At 60.6% G+C, this 14,392-nt stretch carries 11 protein-coding genes; 3 read left to right on the forward strand and 8 right to left on the reverse strand.

From position 1 onward, the window contains the following. The coding region (locus tag ABI213_RS15080; protein WP_348027697.1) for a toprim domain-containing protein at positions 1-939 on the forward strand (939 nt) is incomplete at its 5' end. A gap of 116 nt (positions 940-1,055) precedes the next feature. On the opposite strand, the gene ABI213_RS15085 is transcribed toward ABI213_RS15080, so the two are convergent. The 6 genes from ABI213_RS15085 to ABI213_RS15110 all read right to left on the reverse strand — a co-directional run bounded on the left by ABI213_RS15085 (position 1,056) and on the right by ABI213_RS15110 (position 10,459). Next, positions 1,056-2,699 carry an RNA-binding domain-containing protein gene (locus tag ABI213_RS15085; protein ID WP_348027699.1) on the reverse strand — a complete coding sequence of 548 codons (1,644 nt, stop codon included), beginning with the start codon at positions 2,697-2,699 and terminating at the stop codon, positions 1,056-1,058. A gap of 65 nt (positions 2,700-2,764) precedes the next feature. Next, positions 2,765-4,483: a restriction endonuclease subunit S gene (locus ABI213_RS15090; RefSeq protein WP_348027701.1), complete on the reverse strand. Its 1,719-nt coding sequence runs from the start codon at positions 4,481-4,483 to the stop codon at positions 2,765-2,767. An 11-nt stretch (positions 4,484-4,494) separates the two neighbouring features. Continuing rightward, on the reverse strand, positions 4,495-5,961 hold the full coding sequence (locus ABI213_RS15095; protein WP_348027703.1) for a class I SAM-dependent DNA methyltransferase: 1,467 nt from the start codon (positions 5,959-5,961) through the stop codon (positions 4,495-4,497). A gap of 90 nt (positions 5,962-6,051) precedes the next feature. Further along, positions 6,052-7,230 (reverse strand): ATP-binding protein, encoded by a 1,179-nt coding sequence (locus tag ABI213_RS15100; RefSeq protein WP_348027705.1) that lies wholly within the window; start codon positions 7,228-7,230, stop codon positions 6,052-6,054. Between the two features lie 194 nt (positions 7,231-7,424). Next, positions 7,425-7,955 carry an SHOCT domain-containing protein gene (locus ABI213_RS15105; protein ID WP_348027707.1) on the reverse strand — a complete coding sequence of 177 codons (531 nt, stop codon included), beginning with the start codon at positions 7,953-7,955 and terminating at the stop codon, positions 7,425-7,427. Between the two features lie 20 nt (positions 7,956-7,975). Further along, complete coding sequence (locus ABI213_RS15110; RefSeq protein WP_348027709.1) at positions 7,976-10,459, reverse strand: DEAD/DEAH box helicase family protein; 2,484 nt, start codon at positions 10,457-10,459, stop codon at positions 7,976-7,978. A 186-nt stretch (positions 10,460-10,645) separates the two neighbouring features. Between ABI213_RS15110 and ABI213_RS15115 the strand changes: the two genes are divergently transcribed. Then, positions 10,646-10,987: a zinc ribbon domain-containing protein YjdM gene (locus tag ABI213_RS15115; protein ID WP_348007473.1), complete on the forward strand. Its 342-nt coding sequence runs from the start codon at positions 10,646-10,648 to the stop codon at positions 10,985-10,987. A 303-nt stretch (positions 10,988-11,290) separates the two neighbouring features. Here ABI213_RS15115 and ABI213_RS15120 read toward each other — a convergent pair whose 3' ends face one another. Together ABI213_RS15120 and ABI213_RS15125 are read right to left on the reverse strand one after the other, a co-directional pair. Further along, positions 11,291-12,235, reverse strand: coding sequence for a VTT domain-containing protein (locus ABI213_RS15120; protein ID WP_348007472.1), 945 nt, complete (start codon positions 12,233-12,235; stop codon positions 11,291-11,293). A gap of 174 nt (positions 12,236-12,409) precedes the next feature. Then, positions 12,410-13,336: a LysR family transcriptional regulator gene (locus tag ABI213_RS15125; RefSeq protein WP_348007471.1), complete on the reverse strand. Its 927-nt coding sequence runs from the start codon at positions 13,334-13,336 to the stop codon at positions 12,410-12,412. 183 nt (positions 13,337-13,519) lie between these two features. On the opposite strand from ABI213_RS15125, the gene ABI213_RS15130 reads away from it, so the two are divergent. Further along, the gene (locus ABI213_RS15130) at positions 13,520-14,221 is read left to right on the forward strand and encodes a pirin family protein (RefSeq protein WP_348007470.1); all 702 of its coding nucleotides are present in this window, start codon (positions 13,520-13,522) and stop codon (positions 14,219-14,221) included. The last annotated feature ends 171 nt before the right edge of the window (positions 14,222-14,392 follow it).

Here is a 14,392-nt window from a genome sequence, read left to right on the forward strand (position 1 = left end):
CTGCGCTACCACCGCATCATCATCATGACCGACGCCGACGTGGACGGCGCCCACATCCGCACCCTGCTGCTGACCTTCTTCTACCGCCAGATGCCCGAGCTGGTAGAGCGCGGCCACATCTACATCGCCCAGCCGCCGCTGTACAAGGTCAAGGCCGGCAAGGAAGAGCTGTACCTGAAAGACGCCAGCGCCCTGGACGGCTTCCTGCTGCGCATCGCGCTGGTCCACGCCTCGGTCTACACCGGCGGCGCCAACGGCGCGACGCTCAGCGGCGACACCCTGGCCGAACTGGCGCGCAAGCACCAACTGGCCCAAGCCGTGATCGCCCGCCTGCAAAACTTCATGGATGCCGAAGCCCTGCGCTCGGTGGCCGATGGCGTGGCGCTGAACCTGGACACCGTGGCCGATGCCGAAGTGTCCGCTGCCGCGCTGCAAGCCCGCTTGCCCGATGCCGAAGTGGCAGGCGAGTTCGATGTGCGCACCGACAAACCCATCCTGCGCATCAGCCGCCGCCACCACGGCAACATCAAGAGCAGCGTGCTGACGCAAGACTTCGTGCACGGCTCCGACTACGCCGCCCTGGCCGAAGCCGCCAACACCTTCAAAGACTTGCTGTCCGAAGGCGCCAAGGTCATGCGCGGCGAAGGCGAGCGTCAGAAGGAAGAAAAGGTTACCGACTTCCGCCAAGCCATGGCCTGGCTCACCGCAGAAGCCGAACGCACCACCAGCCGCCAGCGCTACAAAGGCTTGGGCGAAATGAACCCCGCCCAGCTCTGGGAAACCACCATGGACCCCACCGTGCGCCGCCTGCTGCGCGTGCAGATTGACGACGCGATTGAAGCGGATCGCGTGTTCACCATGCTCATGGGCGACGAAGTGGAGCCACGCAGGGAATTTATTGAAACGAATGCGCTGCGGGCGGGGAATATTGACGTTTAAGGAATAATATTCTTGTCTAAATGCTGTCCCAAAATTGCACTAGACAATATATAAATCAATAGCTTAGAACAACAACCATGGTTAAACCACCGTGTTTGTTGTCTAGTTATCCATGGTCAGCGCAACCGCCAGACGGCAGCGGAGCGTGCTCCATGAGGCTGTATCAGTCCTACCCGCTTCATGCTTTGCATAAGGTTTTTGACTTTGTTGGCCTTTTGCACGTCCGTCAGAACGTCTGGCAGCTTGCGAAGTAGCAGAGCGTCCAAATCCGTTCTGGTGGCTTGCCCATACTGCTGCAGATAGTCGAGCACAAGTTTTTGGTAATACCGGTCGTCCAAGCCCCGCTGATGGATGTATTTCGCCTTCTGCCCCAGAGCATCAGCCATCTTGGCGGAGATGAAATACCGGGGAGCACGGCCTTCGATCAACCCTAAATCGCGCAAACTCTTGGCCTCGGCAGTCGAGAGAGGCTGCCCCTTCTGAACCCGATCCAGTAGTAAAACTTGGCGCAAGTCCAAATCCATACGCGCCATCAAAACCCGTGCAAATTTGGAGTCCAACATCCGCCCTTGTAAGGTCAGTTCCACGCGTGGAAACCCTTGTGGAGTCTGAGCAAACTCATAGTCAGGCAGAGGAAACAACCGCTGGCGTTGGGTAGTGAACATCCGCCGTATGCCGCTACCCGCCTGCTCGATCATGCGCAGACGGATCATCGCGTCAATGAGCCACTGATTACGGTAGTGCTCCGGCGGTGACTGGTGCAGCAACATCCATTCCACGCTTTCTGGAATGAACTGCCCCAGGTTGCTAAACACCAGCCGGTCAGGATGTTCCACCACGTTGACCTTGCCGCCCATCACATAGTCTTGGTGGGCCACACAGTTGTGCAGTGCCTCACGCAGCACCCAGTTGTCGTATTGCGGCACTGGCGTGGGAAACAGCGAACCATCGGGCATGTGGTCCAACGTCACGTTGCGGATGCGGGCGCACAACTGCTCCGTGGCCAACAAGAACGGAATGCCGAACGGTTGTGACGTGACCGTGTCGTTGTTCGCGTCGCGCAGTACCCAGGTCATCTTGGCATCGGCGGGCCCGAGGAAGTGCGATGACTCATCCCTGCCCAATATCAGCAAAGCGGCCCGCGTTACACGCCCTTGCTTGGTCACACGTGCCTTGTTCAGCAAGGTCGCAACCTCCAGACTGGCAACTTCAGCACGGATCGCTTCATGGCTTGCGCTGTTGGGCTCGCCCCGCACCAGATATTCGGCGTAGCGCACCCGCGCCGCATCGATGGCTTGTGGGTCCAGATCATCCAATGACGCCTCTGGTACCACCACCCCGGTCCAATCCTCCGCCATGCCCAGTGCACTCCACAAACGAGACTCCTGGCTGGGGTAATCGGTCAGCTTCACCAGATGGCTGTCCACACGGATGTAACGCACATGCTGAAAGGCCATAGGCGCACTGCGCGCTGGATGGATCTCCAACACCACCACACGTACACCGTCGAAGTTCAGCTCGTGAAACGCAAAGTCGGCGCGGGGTTGCGTCATGACCTGTAGCCACATGTGCAGCGACTGGTTGCCGATCTTCTGCTGGAAAGGGTCAAAAGCCGTACCCACTACCCAGTGGGTGCCGTCCTCTACGCCCCACACCAACCAGGCACGATCGCGGCCCTGCAGTGCCGCCGTATTGGCCAACCCTGAAAGGTAGCAACCGATTTTGTCGGGCTCGGAGAAATTCGCCTTGAACTCCACCATCGTCTGCTCTCGTGGCAGGCTCAGCAAGGATTCCAAAATTGCGTGTAGTGCGTTTCCATCCATAGCTAGGGCTCCGAAGAAAAACTGCCGACCCCGACCAGCGCCCCGGCCAGCTGGGCCTGGGTGGATTGGCTGGCGGCCAGGCGCTGGCGCAGGTCGGCGCACAGGGTGCGCAGGGTCGTTACGCGGGCGACGATGCGGGATTGCTCGGCTGGCGGTGGCACGGGGGTAAGTGCCGCACGAATGAGGCCCACGTTCAACGTTGGCTGAGCCAAGGTGCGTGTATCACCTGCAAAATTCTCCTGCATGAATTGCGTCTGGAGCAGAAACAGAACAAAGTCGTTTAGCCCATTGTCAGCGGGCACAATTCGGCAAATCGCACGGGCTATGTTCGCTCCAGCCCAAGTTGCGGGCGCAACGCCAAGCTTGCCAATACTGCCAACCACGCCCATTAATATCTCTCCGCCGTCAAGACGCGTCCTCTTGAATTGAGCGTCCACCTCTGGACTAATAGACTTTTCGGGCTTGATCGGCGGGTCAGTCAAAGAAAGATCTGCGATGCGGACAAAAGGGATACCCGTTTCCGCGTCAGGACCTGGCACCAGTACGCCGTAGGCAACAGGTTTAAGAGGGTGAATCAGTTCGTCAAATCTGACCCAAGCCCACCCAACCGGCAACCCAAACGGCTTCTCCTCCTCCGCAATCGGCGGCAGGGGTTTGTCGCGTTTGATCTTGCCTTGGGCGATGAGTTGGTCTTTCTCGGCGCGGATGGTTTGCAGCAGGTGGCTGGCGGGCGCGTCTTGCGGGTCTTGGGGCACGAGCAGGCCGCGCACTGCCAGTTGCAGGATGGTTTGCTCCAGCGCGTCCACGGCTTCGGGACGGTCTAGCAGCAGGTCGAAGTGGGTGGCCACGCGCTGCCAGTGGGCGGCCAGCTCGGCGGGTGTGGTGCTGGTGGTGAGGGTGGCCAGCAGGGTGCTGACGAGCTGGGCGTGTTGTGTGGCTTCGAGGCGGCCCTTGGCCTCCAGCGCGTCGCACAGGCGCATGAGCTCTTCGACGCGGGTGACGATGCGGGACTGTTCGGCGAGGGGTGGAAGCGGAAACAACAATGAGCCAATATGACTTTGATTGACTGTTTTCTGGCCAGCCGTTGTGATGAACAAACTTTTGATGCTTTCGCGAACAAGCGCGCTCTCGCCAAGCAGTGCACAGTAATTCGCAGCTATCCATCGCCTGTCAATACGCATTCGGATGAAGTGATCGCAATAGATGGCTTGAACAGGCTTGTCACACAAGTTGAACTGCCCAACGATATCGGCGCTGCCATTGACACGGGTGATCAATATGTCGCCTTCTGCAAGTCGATATTTTTCGATGTCGGCACGTGCTATCGGAATCTGTCGCGTCGCCTCAAGCGAAATGCGCTTGCCTTTAATGTCGGCAAGACGCAGCACCGTGATTGGCTGCCCGCCAGCATCTCCACGACTGGAGGCCCCGTTTTGAAACTCGGGCATCAAATCGATTAGACGTACCCATTCCCATTTCTCCGGCAACTCAAACGGCGTGTCGTCCCCAATCCCCGCCAGCGGCTTGTCGCGCTTAATCTTCCCCTCCGCAATCAGCCGATCCTTCTCCGCCCGAATCTTCCGCAGCAACTCGCTGGCCGGTTCATCGCTGGCGTCTTGCGGCACCAGCTTGCCCTGCACAGCCAGGGTCAAAATCAGCTCGCGCAACTTGGCGATACCACCTGGGGCAGTAGCCAATAAATTCAAATTTGATAGCAGCATGCGCAGGTTCTTTATGCGCTGGCGAGCGATTTGGCTAATATTTCACGCAGCTGGTCGCGCAGGGCCTGGGCCTCGGTTAGCAGACGCTGGTAGTCGGCCAGCAGGTGGGCGGGGTCGTGGCTAACTACGTCTACGGCGTGGGGGTTCTTTTGGTCGAGGTTGTAGTTGGCGGCTTTGATCTGATGCAGGCTGACCTTCCAGGCGCGCTCGTTTTCCACGCGGGCGGCAAAGCCATCGGCCTCGGTGCCCCACCAGGCTTTCTCGGCGTCGAACTCTTCGATGCGGATGGGCTTGGTTTTGTTGTAGTTCTTCACGCCCGGCGGATACGGGTGCTCGTAGTACCACACGTCTTGGGTGGGTGTGCCCTTGGTGAAGAACAGCAAATTGGTTTTGATGCCGGTGTAGGGCGCAAACACGCCATTGGGCAGGCGCACGATGGTGTGCAGATTGCACTCGTTCAGCAGCTGCTCTTTGATGCGGGTTTTGACGCCCTCGCCAAACAGGGTGCCGTCGGGCAGCACCAGGGCAGCGCGTCCATTGTTTTTCAGGATGTGCTTGATGAGCACCAGGAACAAATCGGCGGTTTCCTTGGTGCGCACGTCGGCGGGGTAGCCTTGCTCGATGCCGGGCTCTTCCACGCCGCCAAACGGCGGGTTGGTGAGCACCACGTCCACGCGGTCGGCGGCGGTGTGGTCGCGCAGCGGGCGGGCCAGGGTGTTGCCGTGGGTGATCTGGCTGGGCACTTCCACGCCGTGCAGCATGAGGTTGGTGACGCACAGCATGTGGGGTAGCTGCTTTTTCTCGACACCGCGGATGCTGTTTTGCAGCAGGGCTTCTTGCTCGGTGTTGTGCACCTGTTTGCGCAGGTGTTCGATGGCGCAGACCAGGAAGCCGCCGGTGCCGGTGGCGGGGTCTAGCACCACCTCGCCCAGCCGGGGGTTGACCATGTCCACCATGAACTGGGTGACGGCGCGCGGGGTGTAGAACTCGCCTGCGTTGCCGGCGCTTTGCAGGTCTTTGAGGATTTTTTCGTACAGGTCGTTGAACTGGTGGCGCTCGCTCTGGCGGTTGAAGTCGATGGCGTTGAGCTTGGTGATGATCTGGCGCAGCAGGTGGCCGCTTTTCATGTAGTTGTAGGCGTCTTCAAACACGCCGCGCACCACATAGCCGCGCGGGTTGCGCCGGGCATCGCCGGGCAGGCTTTTCAGGGTGGCAAAGAGCTGGTTGTCCACAAAGTCGATCAGCTCCTCGCCGGTGATGCCTTCGGCATTGGCGGCCCAGTTGCGCCAGCGCATGGCGTCGGGGATGGGGCTGGCGTAGTGGTCGCGGGTGAGCTCCAGCTCGTCTTCCAGTGCGTCGAACACTTTGAGGAACAGCAGCCAGGTGAGCTGCGAGATGCGCTGCGCGTCGCCGTCCAGCCCGCTGTCTTGGCGCATGACGTCTTGGATGGATTTGATGACGCTGGTGAGGTTGGACATGAAAGTTATGAACGTTTTAGGGCTCTAGCGCAGGTAGTACCTTCGCTGGCAGCTATGAAATTAATAGTAAATGGTGCTTGGGCTGGATGGCTATTCATCTAGCCAATCGAGCTGCGGGCCCGTCGGTGGCCAGGTGTTGGACTGCACGCGCTGGGCGTACCAGCGGAGCATGGCGGCGTCTTCCACCGCGTATTCGCTGCGGGCGGATTTCCAGACCAGGCTGGGCTGGTGGGCGCGCAGGCCGTCCAGCGCCTTTTGGGCCTTGGCCACGGTGACTTTGTCGCCGGTTTTGTCGTTGTAGAACTGCAGGGCATCAGCGTCATAGGGGCGAAACCGCGTGCCTTGCGCCAGCATGCGCCAGAGCACGGCTTGCTCCAGCGGACGCAGGGCGGTGAAGTCGCTTTCCATTTGGGCTTCGTCGCTGCGCTGTTGGTCTGCCGCCTTGGTGAGCATGGCGTCTTCAAACCGGCCGGTGTGGCTGGCCAGGGGGCTGAGCACTTGGCCCAACGCCTCCATAAAGAACTGGGGGCGCTGGCCAAACAGGGCAAAGGCCTCTGACAAGGTGGCCTGGTTTACGTCGGCCAGGTCGGGACGTTGGCGGGTAATGAGGTGGGCAAGATGCGCCACAAAATCGGGCCCCAGCTCGGGCATGCGTTGAATTTGCGAGCCATAAAACGGGGCGGCATTGGTGTTGACCAGACGCAGCAGCTTGTCGCGGTCAGAGCCGGACATCACCAGCATGAGCTGGGTTTGGCCGGGCCGGTTGATCTGGTCGCGGGCGGACTTGAGGGCGGCCATGGCGGTTTCGCCCGCCTCGCTGGTGAGGGCGTGCTGGGCTTCGTCAATGATCAGCGCCACGGGGTTTTTGGCGGCATCTACCAAGGCGCGCAGGGCGTCGGCGAGCGTGGTGCCATCTACCCGTCCGATTTTGGAGGTGTCGATTTTGATGCCCCCCAGGTTGATGCTTTCCAGCCCGGCAGACTTGGCAGTTTGGGCCACCACGCCGAGCTGCTTGAGCAGTGCGCGGCCCACGGCTTCGGCAATCAGGCTGCCGGGGTCGCGCTTTTGGTCGGCCCACAGGTCTACATACACCGCCACCACCTTGCGCCGCGCCAGCTCGGGTATGAGGTCAGACTGCAAAAAGGTCGATTTGCCCGTGCGCCGGGGTGCCGCCAGAAACAGGCCGTTGGGCGCATCACTGAACGCGGCTTTGCCTTGCAAGGTGTCCGCCAGGGCGGCGGCGAGCGGGGTGCGCGGGTAGTAGAGCATCAACTATCCTTAAATATCCGTGTTTGGATATTTTATCTTTTTATTGATAATTTTCGATAGTTAGGCCGACATGATCTGTGCAGGTGCATTAAATATAGCGAAGACAGTCTTCGGCGGGACTAGAGCTCTTTGGAGGGGTAGCGCAGGTATGGCAAGCACAAAATGCTATGAAATTTATAGCCAATTTCACACATTCAACCATTCAGAATTTTTTGTTTTTCACTTGCAAACTCCTCCTCTGTCAGGACTCCCTTGACTTTCAACTCATACAACTTGGTGAGTTCTTCAAACCGATCCTTAGTGGAAGGGCTAGTGGCGGCAACATCAATCAGCGGCGCTTCGAGAGCACCTGAAAGGGGATGAGGTGGGATCGCCGAATGGGTGTTTGAAGATGCCCCAGATTGACGGATATTTTTGTAAACGCCTAGACCTGCTCCAACCACTGCACCGGCGATCGGTCCCACGAAGGGGATTGGCACTGCTACCGCAGCGCCAATGGCTGCGCCAGCAGCCGCGTCTTTTGCCATATCGGTTTTTAATGCATCCTTGCCTAAACGACTTAACTCACTTGTAGCTTTTCTGGCGGTATCGGCCAGAAAGTCCGCGGCACGCTTTATGCCCTGGGGCGTAGGTTTGTTGTCTTTGGCTGCGTCAGTGATTTTGCTAGCCGTGGTGGCTACCAAATCGATAGCCGTGGTTTTTGCCTTGTTGAGCATGTCTTTCATATTCACTCCCAATGCTTAAATTAAATGTGGTTGTCAGTGGGCGTGTATAGCGCTTGCTCCAGCGCCTGCAGGGCGGCTAGGTACTGGGGGCGGCCGCCGAAGCTTTTGACGAGTTCGCTGGCGCTGCCCAGGCGGGTGAAGGGCTGCACGCGCAGCACGGCGTCGCTCTCAATGGTGGCGATGCCTTCGTCGGCGTATTTGTCGAGCAGGGCGTCCATCACCTTGCGGGCCACCGGGCCGTACTGGGTGAAGATGTTGCGCTTTTTGACGCGGCTTGCGCGCTCGCGCCGGGTCAGCGGGGGCTGGTTGTAGGCCACGTGCAGCAGCAGGTCGAAGGGGTCGAGGTCGCGCGCCTCAGCGCCCAGTTCGTCGGCCAGAGCATCGAGCAAAACGCCTTGGGCTTCCAGCTCTTGCAGCAGCGCGGCTTTGCGGTCGGCGCTGTTCCAGGCTTGCAGGAACTGGTCTAGCGATTCGTAGCGCTTGCCGAGGTTGATGCGGGTGTAGTCGCGCAGGCTCTCGGTGATGAGCTTGCCCTGGGCGTTGAGGTACTGCACGCGTTCACGCGCTACGGCGACGGTGACCATGCCGCCTACGATGTACTTTTTGGGTGCGCCGGAGCCACCGCCATCGGGGCCGATGGGGCCGGGCGGGCCGAAGGGGTCGAGCGGGTCTTGGGGGCCGAATGGGTCGCCAGGGTTGCCCGCAGGTTCTTCGGGCGGTGGTTCTGGCGGGGCGATAGGCTCGTCGGGGCCGGGTTCGTAAATCTGAACCGGGTCGCCGTCAAACGTGGGGTCGGCAAACAGCTCGGTGGCGCGTTTGAAGTCGAGGATGGTGAACCAGGTTTTGCCCAGGTCTTCGCGCAGGCGGGTGCCCCGGCCAATGATCTGCTTGAACAGCGTCATGGACCTGATGTTCTGGTCCAGCACGATGAGCTTGCAGGTTTGCGCATCGACCCCGGTGCTCATCAGCTTGGAGGTGGTGGCGATGACCGGGTAGGGCTTCTCGGGGTCGATGAAGTTGTCTAGCTCGCGCTTGCCTTCGGGGTTGTCGCCAGTGATCTGCACCACGTATTTGGGCTGGGTGGCGCACAGGTCGGCGTTGGCGTTGCTCAGGGCCTGGCGCATGCGGGCGGCGTGGTCTATGTCTTCGCAGAAGACGATGGTTTTGGCGTAGCGGTCGGTGGCCTTGAGGTACTCGGTGATCTTGCGGGCAACGGCTTCGTCGCGGGCCTCCAGCACCAGCTTGCGGTTCATGTCGGTGCCGTTGTAGATGCGGTCTTCAATGGTGTGGCCGTGTTTGTCCAGCATGCCCTGGGTGGGGCGCCAGCCGAAGGTGTCGCGGTCCAGGTCTACGCGCACCACTTTGTACGGGGCGAGGTAGCCGTCTTCAATGCCCTGGCGCAGGCTGTAGGTGTAGAGGGGCTCGCCGAAGTAGGTGCTGTTGGAGATGTCGGCGGTTTCTTTGGGGGTAGCGGTCAGGCCTAGCTGGGTGGCGCTGGCAAAGTAGGTCAGGATCTCGCGCCAGGCGGAGTCTTCGTCGGCGCTGCCCCGGTGGCATTCGTCCACCACGATGAAGTCGAAGAAGTCGGGGCTGAACTGCTTGTAGGTGTTGGCGGCTTCGTCAGTGCCCGTAACGGCCTGGTACAGGGATAGGTAAATCTCGTAGCTTTTGTTGACGGCCTTGGTGGCTTTGTCTACGGCGAGGTCTACGTCATCTACCTCGATGTGGCCTTGGGCGTTTACGCGCTCCACGCCTTTCGCGTTGGGGCTGAGCTTGGCCATCGCGCCTTTGAAGGGGCGAAAGTCGTTGACCATGGTTTGGTCGATCAGGATGTTGCGGTCGGCCAGGAACAGGATGCGCTTCTTGGCCTTGCTCTTCCACAGCCGCCAGATGATCTGGAAGGCGGTGTAGGTTTTGCCGGTGCCGGTGGCCATGACCAGCAGCACGCGGTTCTGGCCTGCGGCAATGGCTTCTACCGAGCGGTTGATGGCGTTGAGCTGGTAGTAGCGCGGCACCTTGCCGGGTTGGTAGTCGTGCTCGGCCACGCGGCGTACTTCGGGCGACCAGCCTTTCCAGGCGCAGTAGCGGCTCCATAACTCAGCCGGGCTGGGGAACTCGTCCAACGTGAGGTTTTGCTCCAACACGCCACTGGCCAAAGTGGCGTCGCGGAATACAAAGCCGTCGCCATTACTGGAGAAGCTGAACGGCACATCCAGCAGTTGGGCGTAGTGGATAGCCTGGGCCATGCCTGCGCCGACGGCGTGCTGGTTGTCTTTGGCTTCGACCACGGCCAGGGGGATATTGGCTTTGTAGAACAGCGCGTAGTCGGCCCGCAGTACCGTTGCTTTATCGCGCTGGGCGCGGTTGCCACGCACCACGACACGGCCTTCGCGCAAGGTGTATTCGCGGTAAATCTGGTCCATGCCCTGCCACCCGGCTTGCTCCATGGCGGGGCGGATGAACTTGTCGCAGATGTCGCTTTCAGAAAGTTTTTTCTTATCCATTCCGTCCCTAGGCTGGTGTGGTGCGCCGGGTCCCATTGGAACATTGAAAGCGGCGGGTTTCAGCTGTCAGCCGACGCAGCCACCCCAGCCCATGCGCGCCGCCGCCAGGCAGACGCGGCAAGGCAAAATAAAGCCTTTACGCATTCACGCACCCCGCATGCCGCCCGGCATGCCAACTCCCACGCCATGTCCAACCCACTGCCCGCCTGCCCCCAATGCCAATCCGAATACACCTACGCAGACGGCACGCTGTTCATCTGCCCCGACTGCGCGCATGAATGGAGCGCAGACAGTGCCACCGCTACGCCCGAGGCGCGGGTGTGGAAGGACGCGCACGGCAACCTGCTGCAAGACGGCGATACCGTCACTCTCGTCAAAGACCTGAAAATCAAAGGCTCGTCCTCCGTGGTGAAGGTGGGCACCAAGGTCAAGAACATCCGCCTGGTAGACGGTGACCACGACATCGACTGCAAGATCGATGGCTTTGGGTCTATGCAGCTGAAGTCGGAGTTTGTGAAGAAGGCCTAGCGCGTCGCCGTCCAGGCGGCTGTCTTGGCGCATGGCGTCTTGGATGGATTGGATGGCTCGGCTGAGCTGGGACGTGGAAAGTTATGAACGTTTTAGGGCCCTGTCGCAGGTAGCGTCTGCGCAGACAGCTATGCAAAGAGTAGCAGCGTGGAGAAACTAACGGGTTCGGCGCTCACCCAGGCGCTTCTTGGTCCATCCGCCCACCTCCCGTGCTTCAAATTTAGTAGCAGCTTGCGCAGGTGAACCATGCGCTAGCGGGCGATTTGGCTAATAAATGCCGAGCTGGTTCACGGAGCCAGCGCCTCAGGCGGCGGCCCTTCCAGCGGCGGGTTCAGGCTGAGCCGCTACCCAAGCGGCATAGCCCCCTTTCAGCGGGCGAACCGATAGATATCCGGCATCCAGTAGCTGGCGTGCCGCATGGATGGCACTGGCATCTTGCGGGCACGCGCACAGCGTGACGATAGGGCTGTCTTTGGGCCATACCGCAACGGCCATGGGTAGTCGTTCCAGCGTCGTGTGCGTCGCGCCTGGAATCGGTGGGGTTTCGGCCACCATCACTGCACCCCGTAGGTCGAGCACCCGAGGGGCATGGTCTGCAGCCAAGGCTGACAGCAATTCGTTGGCGGTGATGTGGGGAATGGCGGAAAGTTGGCGGAACCTAAACTTTTGCCACAACTTCCAACCCAGCCAGCCACCCACCAAGACCAGCGCCAGAACCATTGCAGTGCCCGAGTGTTCATCGAGCAAGGCAATGGTGGCTTTCACTGTCTCCTGCATAAACCAGCCTGCGCCCAGCGCCACACCGGCCCACAAGGCGGCTCCGGCTGCAGATGCCAGCAAAAACTTGGGCTGGCTCATCCGCAATGCGCCCGCAATGGGCGGGGCTACCGTTGAAAAGCCAGGAATGAACTTGGCAACCACCAGGGAAGGTAGCCCCCAGCGAACGAAACGGGCTTCCGTTTGGCTGACGCACGAAGATGGATTGATCGACAGTTTGCACAAGCCCGCCAGCACCCGATACCCAAATAACCGGCCTGACCAGAACCAGAGCCAGTCGGCGATCACCGATGCCACCAGCGCTGCGGCCAATACACGGCCCAGCCCGGACGGGGTTGCCGCCAGACTGCCCGCGAGCAAAAGAGTCGGCATGGCGGGAACGGGCAAGCCTATTTGCTGCAGCAGTACGTTGATAAAAACAACGGTGACGGCATCCTGCTGCAAGGCACGGGTGATTTGTGCTAGTTCCATATGACCCATCCAGTAAAGGTTTCTTGAGAGGCTGCTGGCACTCAGAACGGGTTCACGTTCTTACCAAAGCCAGGTGGAGCGAAGCGGTAACGAGGCGGGAAAAGTCTGGCCCGCTCCATAGCAGGGCATAGTGGGTGCGGTGGGGCATTTGTACATTGAAAGCGGCTCTGGTTTTCAGCGTGAAACCGGCTCTTGCGCCCACGGCGCTTGCGCAAAGTGGTTCGCCAAAAACTCGATCAGCGCCTGCACCCGCGCAGGCCGGGCCCGGCCCGGTGGCGTGACGATGTGCAGGGCAATCGGTGGCACCTGCCAGTCGTCCAGCACCGTCTCTAGCGCACCGGACTGCAAGTCTTGCCAGGCCAGGAACTCCGGTTGCAGCGCCAGGCCCAGACCGGCGCGCAGCGCGGGGATCAGCCCCTCGGCATTGTTGGCGCGCAGGTTGCCAGGCACGACCTGGGCAAACTCGCCATGTTGCGCATGCTGGAAGCGCCAGGCTTCGCCGGTACGGGCATGCACGTAGCGCAGCGCGCGGTGGGTGGCCAGGTCACGCGGGTGGGTGGGGCGGCCATGCTGTGCAAAGTAGGCAGGCGCGCCTACCAGCAGCAGCCGCACGGTGCACAGGCGGCGTGCCAGCAGGCTGGAATCGGGCAGGGTGGAGATGCGCAGCGCCACGTCAAAGCCTTCGGCCACCATGTCGATCAGCTCGTCGCTGAAGTGCAGGTCTGGGGCCACGTCGGGGTGCAGGGCCATGAACGCAGGCAGGGCCGGTGCCAGGTGTGACACACCAAACGACATAGGTGCCGCAATGCGGATGGGGCCGCGCAGGTTCTTCGACTGTTCGGTCACTTCGGCCTCTACCGCTTCGCCCTCGCTGAGGATGCGGGCCGCGCGCTCCAGCGAAGCCTGGCCGCTGGCGGTGAGCGACATGCGCCGCGAGGTGCGGTGGAACAAGGTGGTTTTCAGCCGACTTTCCAGACGCGTCAGCGCCTTGGACACGGTGGGCTGCGAGATGCCCAACTCGGTGGCCGCCTTGGCAAACGAGCCGGTTTCGACTACTTTTGCAAAGATGGCCCAGGCTTCGAGGTCAGGGAGTCTGGTCATGTGTCAGTGGCGCCCGGCCGCCTGAAGCCACTGAGCGCCCCCTCGGGGGGCAGCGATACGCGCAGCGATGGGCGTGGGGGCATGTAAATTTTGGAATGGATTGTTTTCCATCTTTTCAATTCTCTAAATGATCGCCGAATCATAAAGTCTCTCCATCGCAACACAACTTCTTGGAGAAGCAGCATGATTGAACGCAGACCTTTCGACTCCCTTGGCGGCGCAGACCACGGCTGGCTCAACGCCAAACACCATTTTTCATTTGCCGAATACCACGACCCGGCACGCATGGGCTGGGGCTCGATGCGGGTGTGGAATGACGACACGATTGCGGCCGGCACCGGCTTCCCGCCCCATGCCCACGCCAACATGGAAATCATCACCTATGTCCGCGAAGGTGCCATCACCCACCAAGACAACCTGGGCAACCAGGGCCGCACCGAAGCGGGTGATGTGCAGGTCATGAGCGCAGGCACCGGCATCCGCCACTCTGAATACAACCAGGAACCTGGCGTCACCAAGATCTTCCAGATTTGGATCATGCCGGATGGCCGTGGCCTGCCGCCTTCCTGGGGTGCCAAGCCCTTCCCCAAGGGCAGTCGCTCGGGCAGCTTTGTGGCCCTGGCCAGCGGCCTGCCGGGCGACGACGATGCCTTGCCGATCCGCACCAATGCACGGGTGTCCGGGGCCACGTTGAAAGCCGGTGAAACCACCGAATACCAGCTCGGCAAACACCGCCTGGCCTATCTGGTGCCCGCGACTGGCGAGGTGGAAGTAGACGGCGTGCGCCTGCTGGCCCGTGACGGCGCTGCGATCAGCGACGTGGAAACCATCCGCGTCACGGCCATCACCGATACCGAACTGGTGCTGGTGGACTCCGCGCCTTAAGGCCCATGTGCCGCGCCGGGGCTCACGTTAGGCCTCGGCGCTGGCAAGCACACATTTGTACAAAAAATAGCACAAACCGTCTATCCCGCGAGCCGCACTGTCTTTAACGTACGTCGGGTTACTACCTAGCAAGTTCCGTTGCTTCTTCCATTTCCTTAAGGATCCATTGCC

It is taken from the genome of Rhodoferax sp., from assembly GCF_039922535.1.
Taxonomy (GTDB): Bacteria; Pseudomonadota; Gammaproteobacteria; order Burkholderiales; family Burkholderiaceae_C; genus Rhodoferax_B.

Bases quoted from the DNA above. Each gene is read 5' to 3' on its own strand.
- ABI213_RS15085 (WP_348027699.1), bottom strand. From the start codon at position 2,699: ATGGTGGAGTTCAAGGCGAATTTCTCCGAGCCCGACAAAATCGGTTGC.
- ABI213_RS15090 (WP_348027701.1), bottom strand. From the start codon at position 4,483: ATGCTGCTATCAAATTTGAATTTATTGGCTACTGCCCCAGGTGGTATC.
- ABI213_RS15095 (WP_348027703.1), bottom strand. From the start codon at position 5,961: ATGTCCAACCTCACCAGCGTCATCAAATCCATCCAAGACGTCATGCGC.
- ABI213_RS15100 (WP_348027705.1), bottom strand. From the start codon at position 7,230: ATGCTCTACTACCCGCGCACCCCGCTCGCCGCCGCCCTGGCGGACACC.
- ABI213_RS15105 (WP_348027707.1), bottom strand. From the start codon at position 7,955: ATGAAAGACATGCTCAACAAGGCAAAAACCACGGCTATCGATTTGGTA.
- ABI213_RS15110 (WP_348027709.1), bottom strand. From the start codon at position 10,459: ATGGATAAGAAAAAACTTTCTGAAAGCGACATCTGCGACAAGTTCATC.
- ABI213_RS15115 (WP_348007473.1), top strand. From the start codon at position 10,646: ATGTCCAACCCACTGCCCGCCTGCCCCCAATGCCAATCCGAATACACC.
- ABI213_RS15120 (WP_348007472.1), bottom strand. From the start codon at position 12,235: ATGGAACTAGCACAAATCACCCGTGCCTTGCAGCAGGATGCCGTCACC.
- ABI213_RS15125 (WP_348007471.1), bottom strand. From the start codon at position 13,336: ATGACCAGACTCCCTGACCTCGAAGCCTGGGCCATCTTTGCAAAAGTA.
- ABI213_RS15130 (WP_348007470.1), top strand. From the start codon at position 13,520: ATGATTGAACGCAGACCTTTCGACTCCCTTGGCGGCGCAGACCACGGC.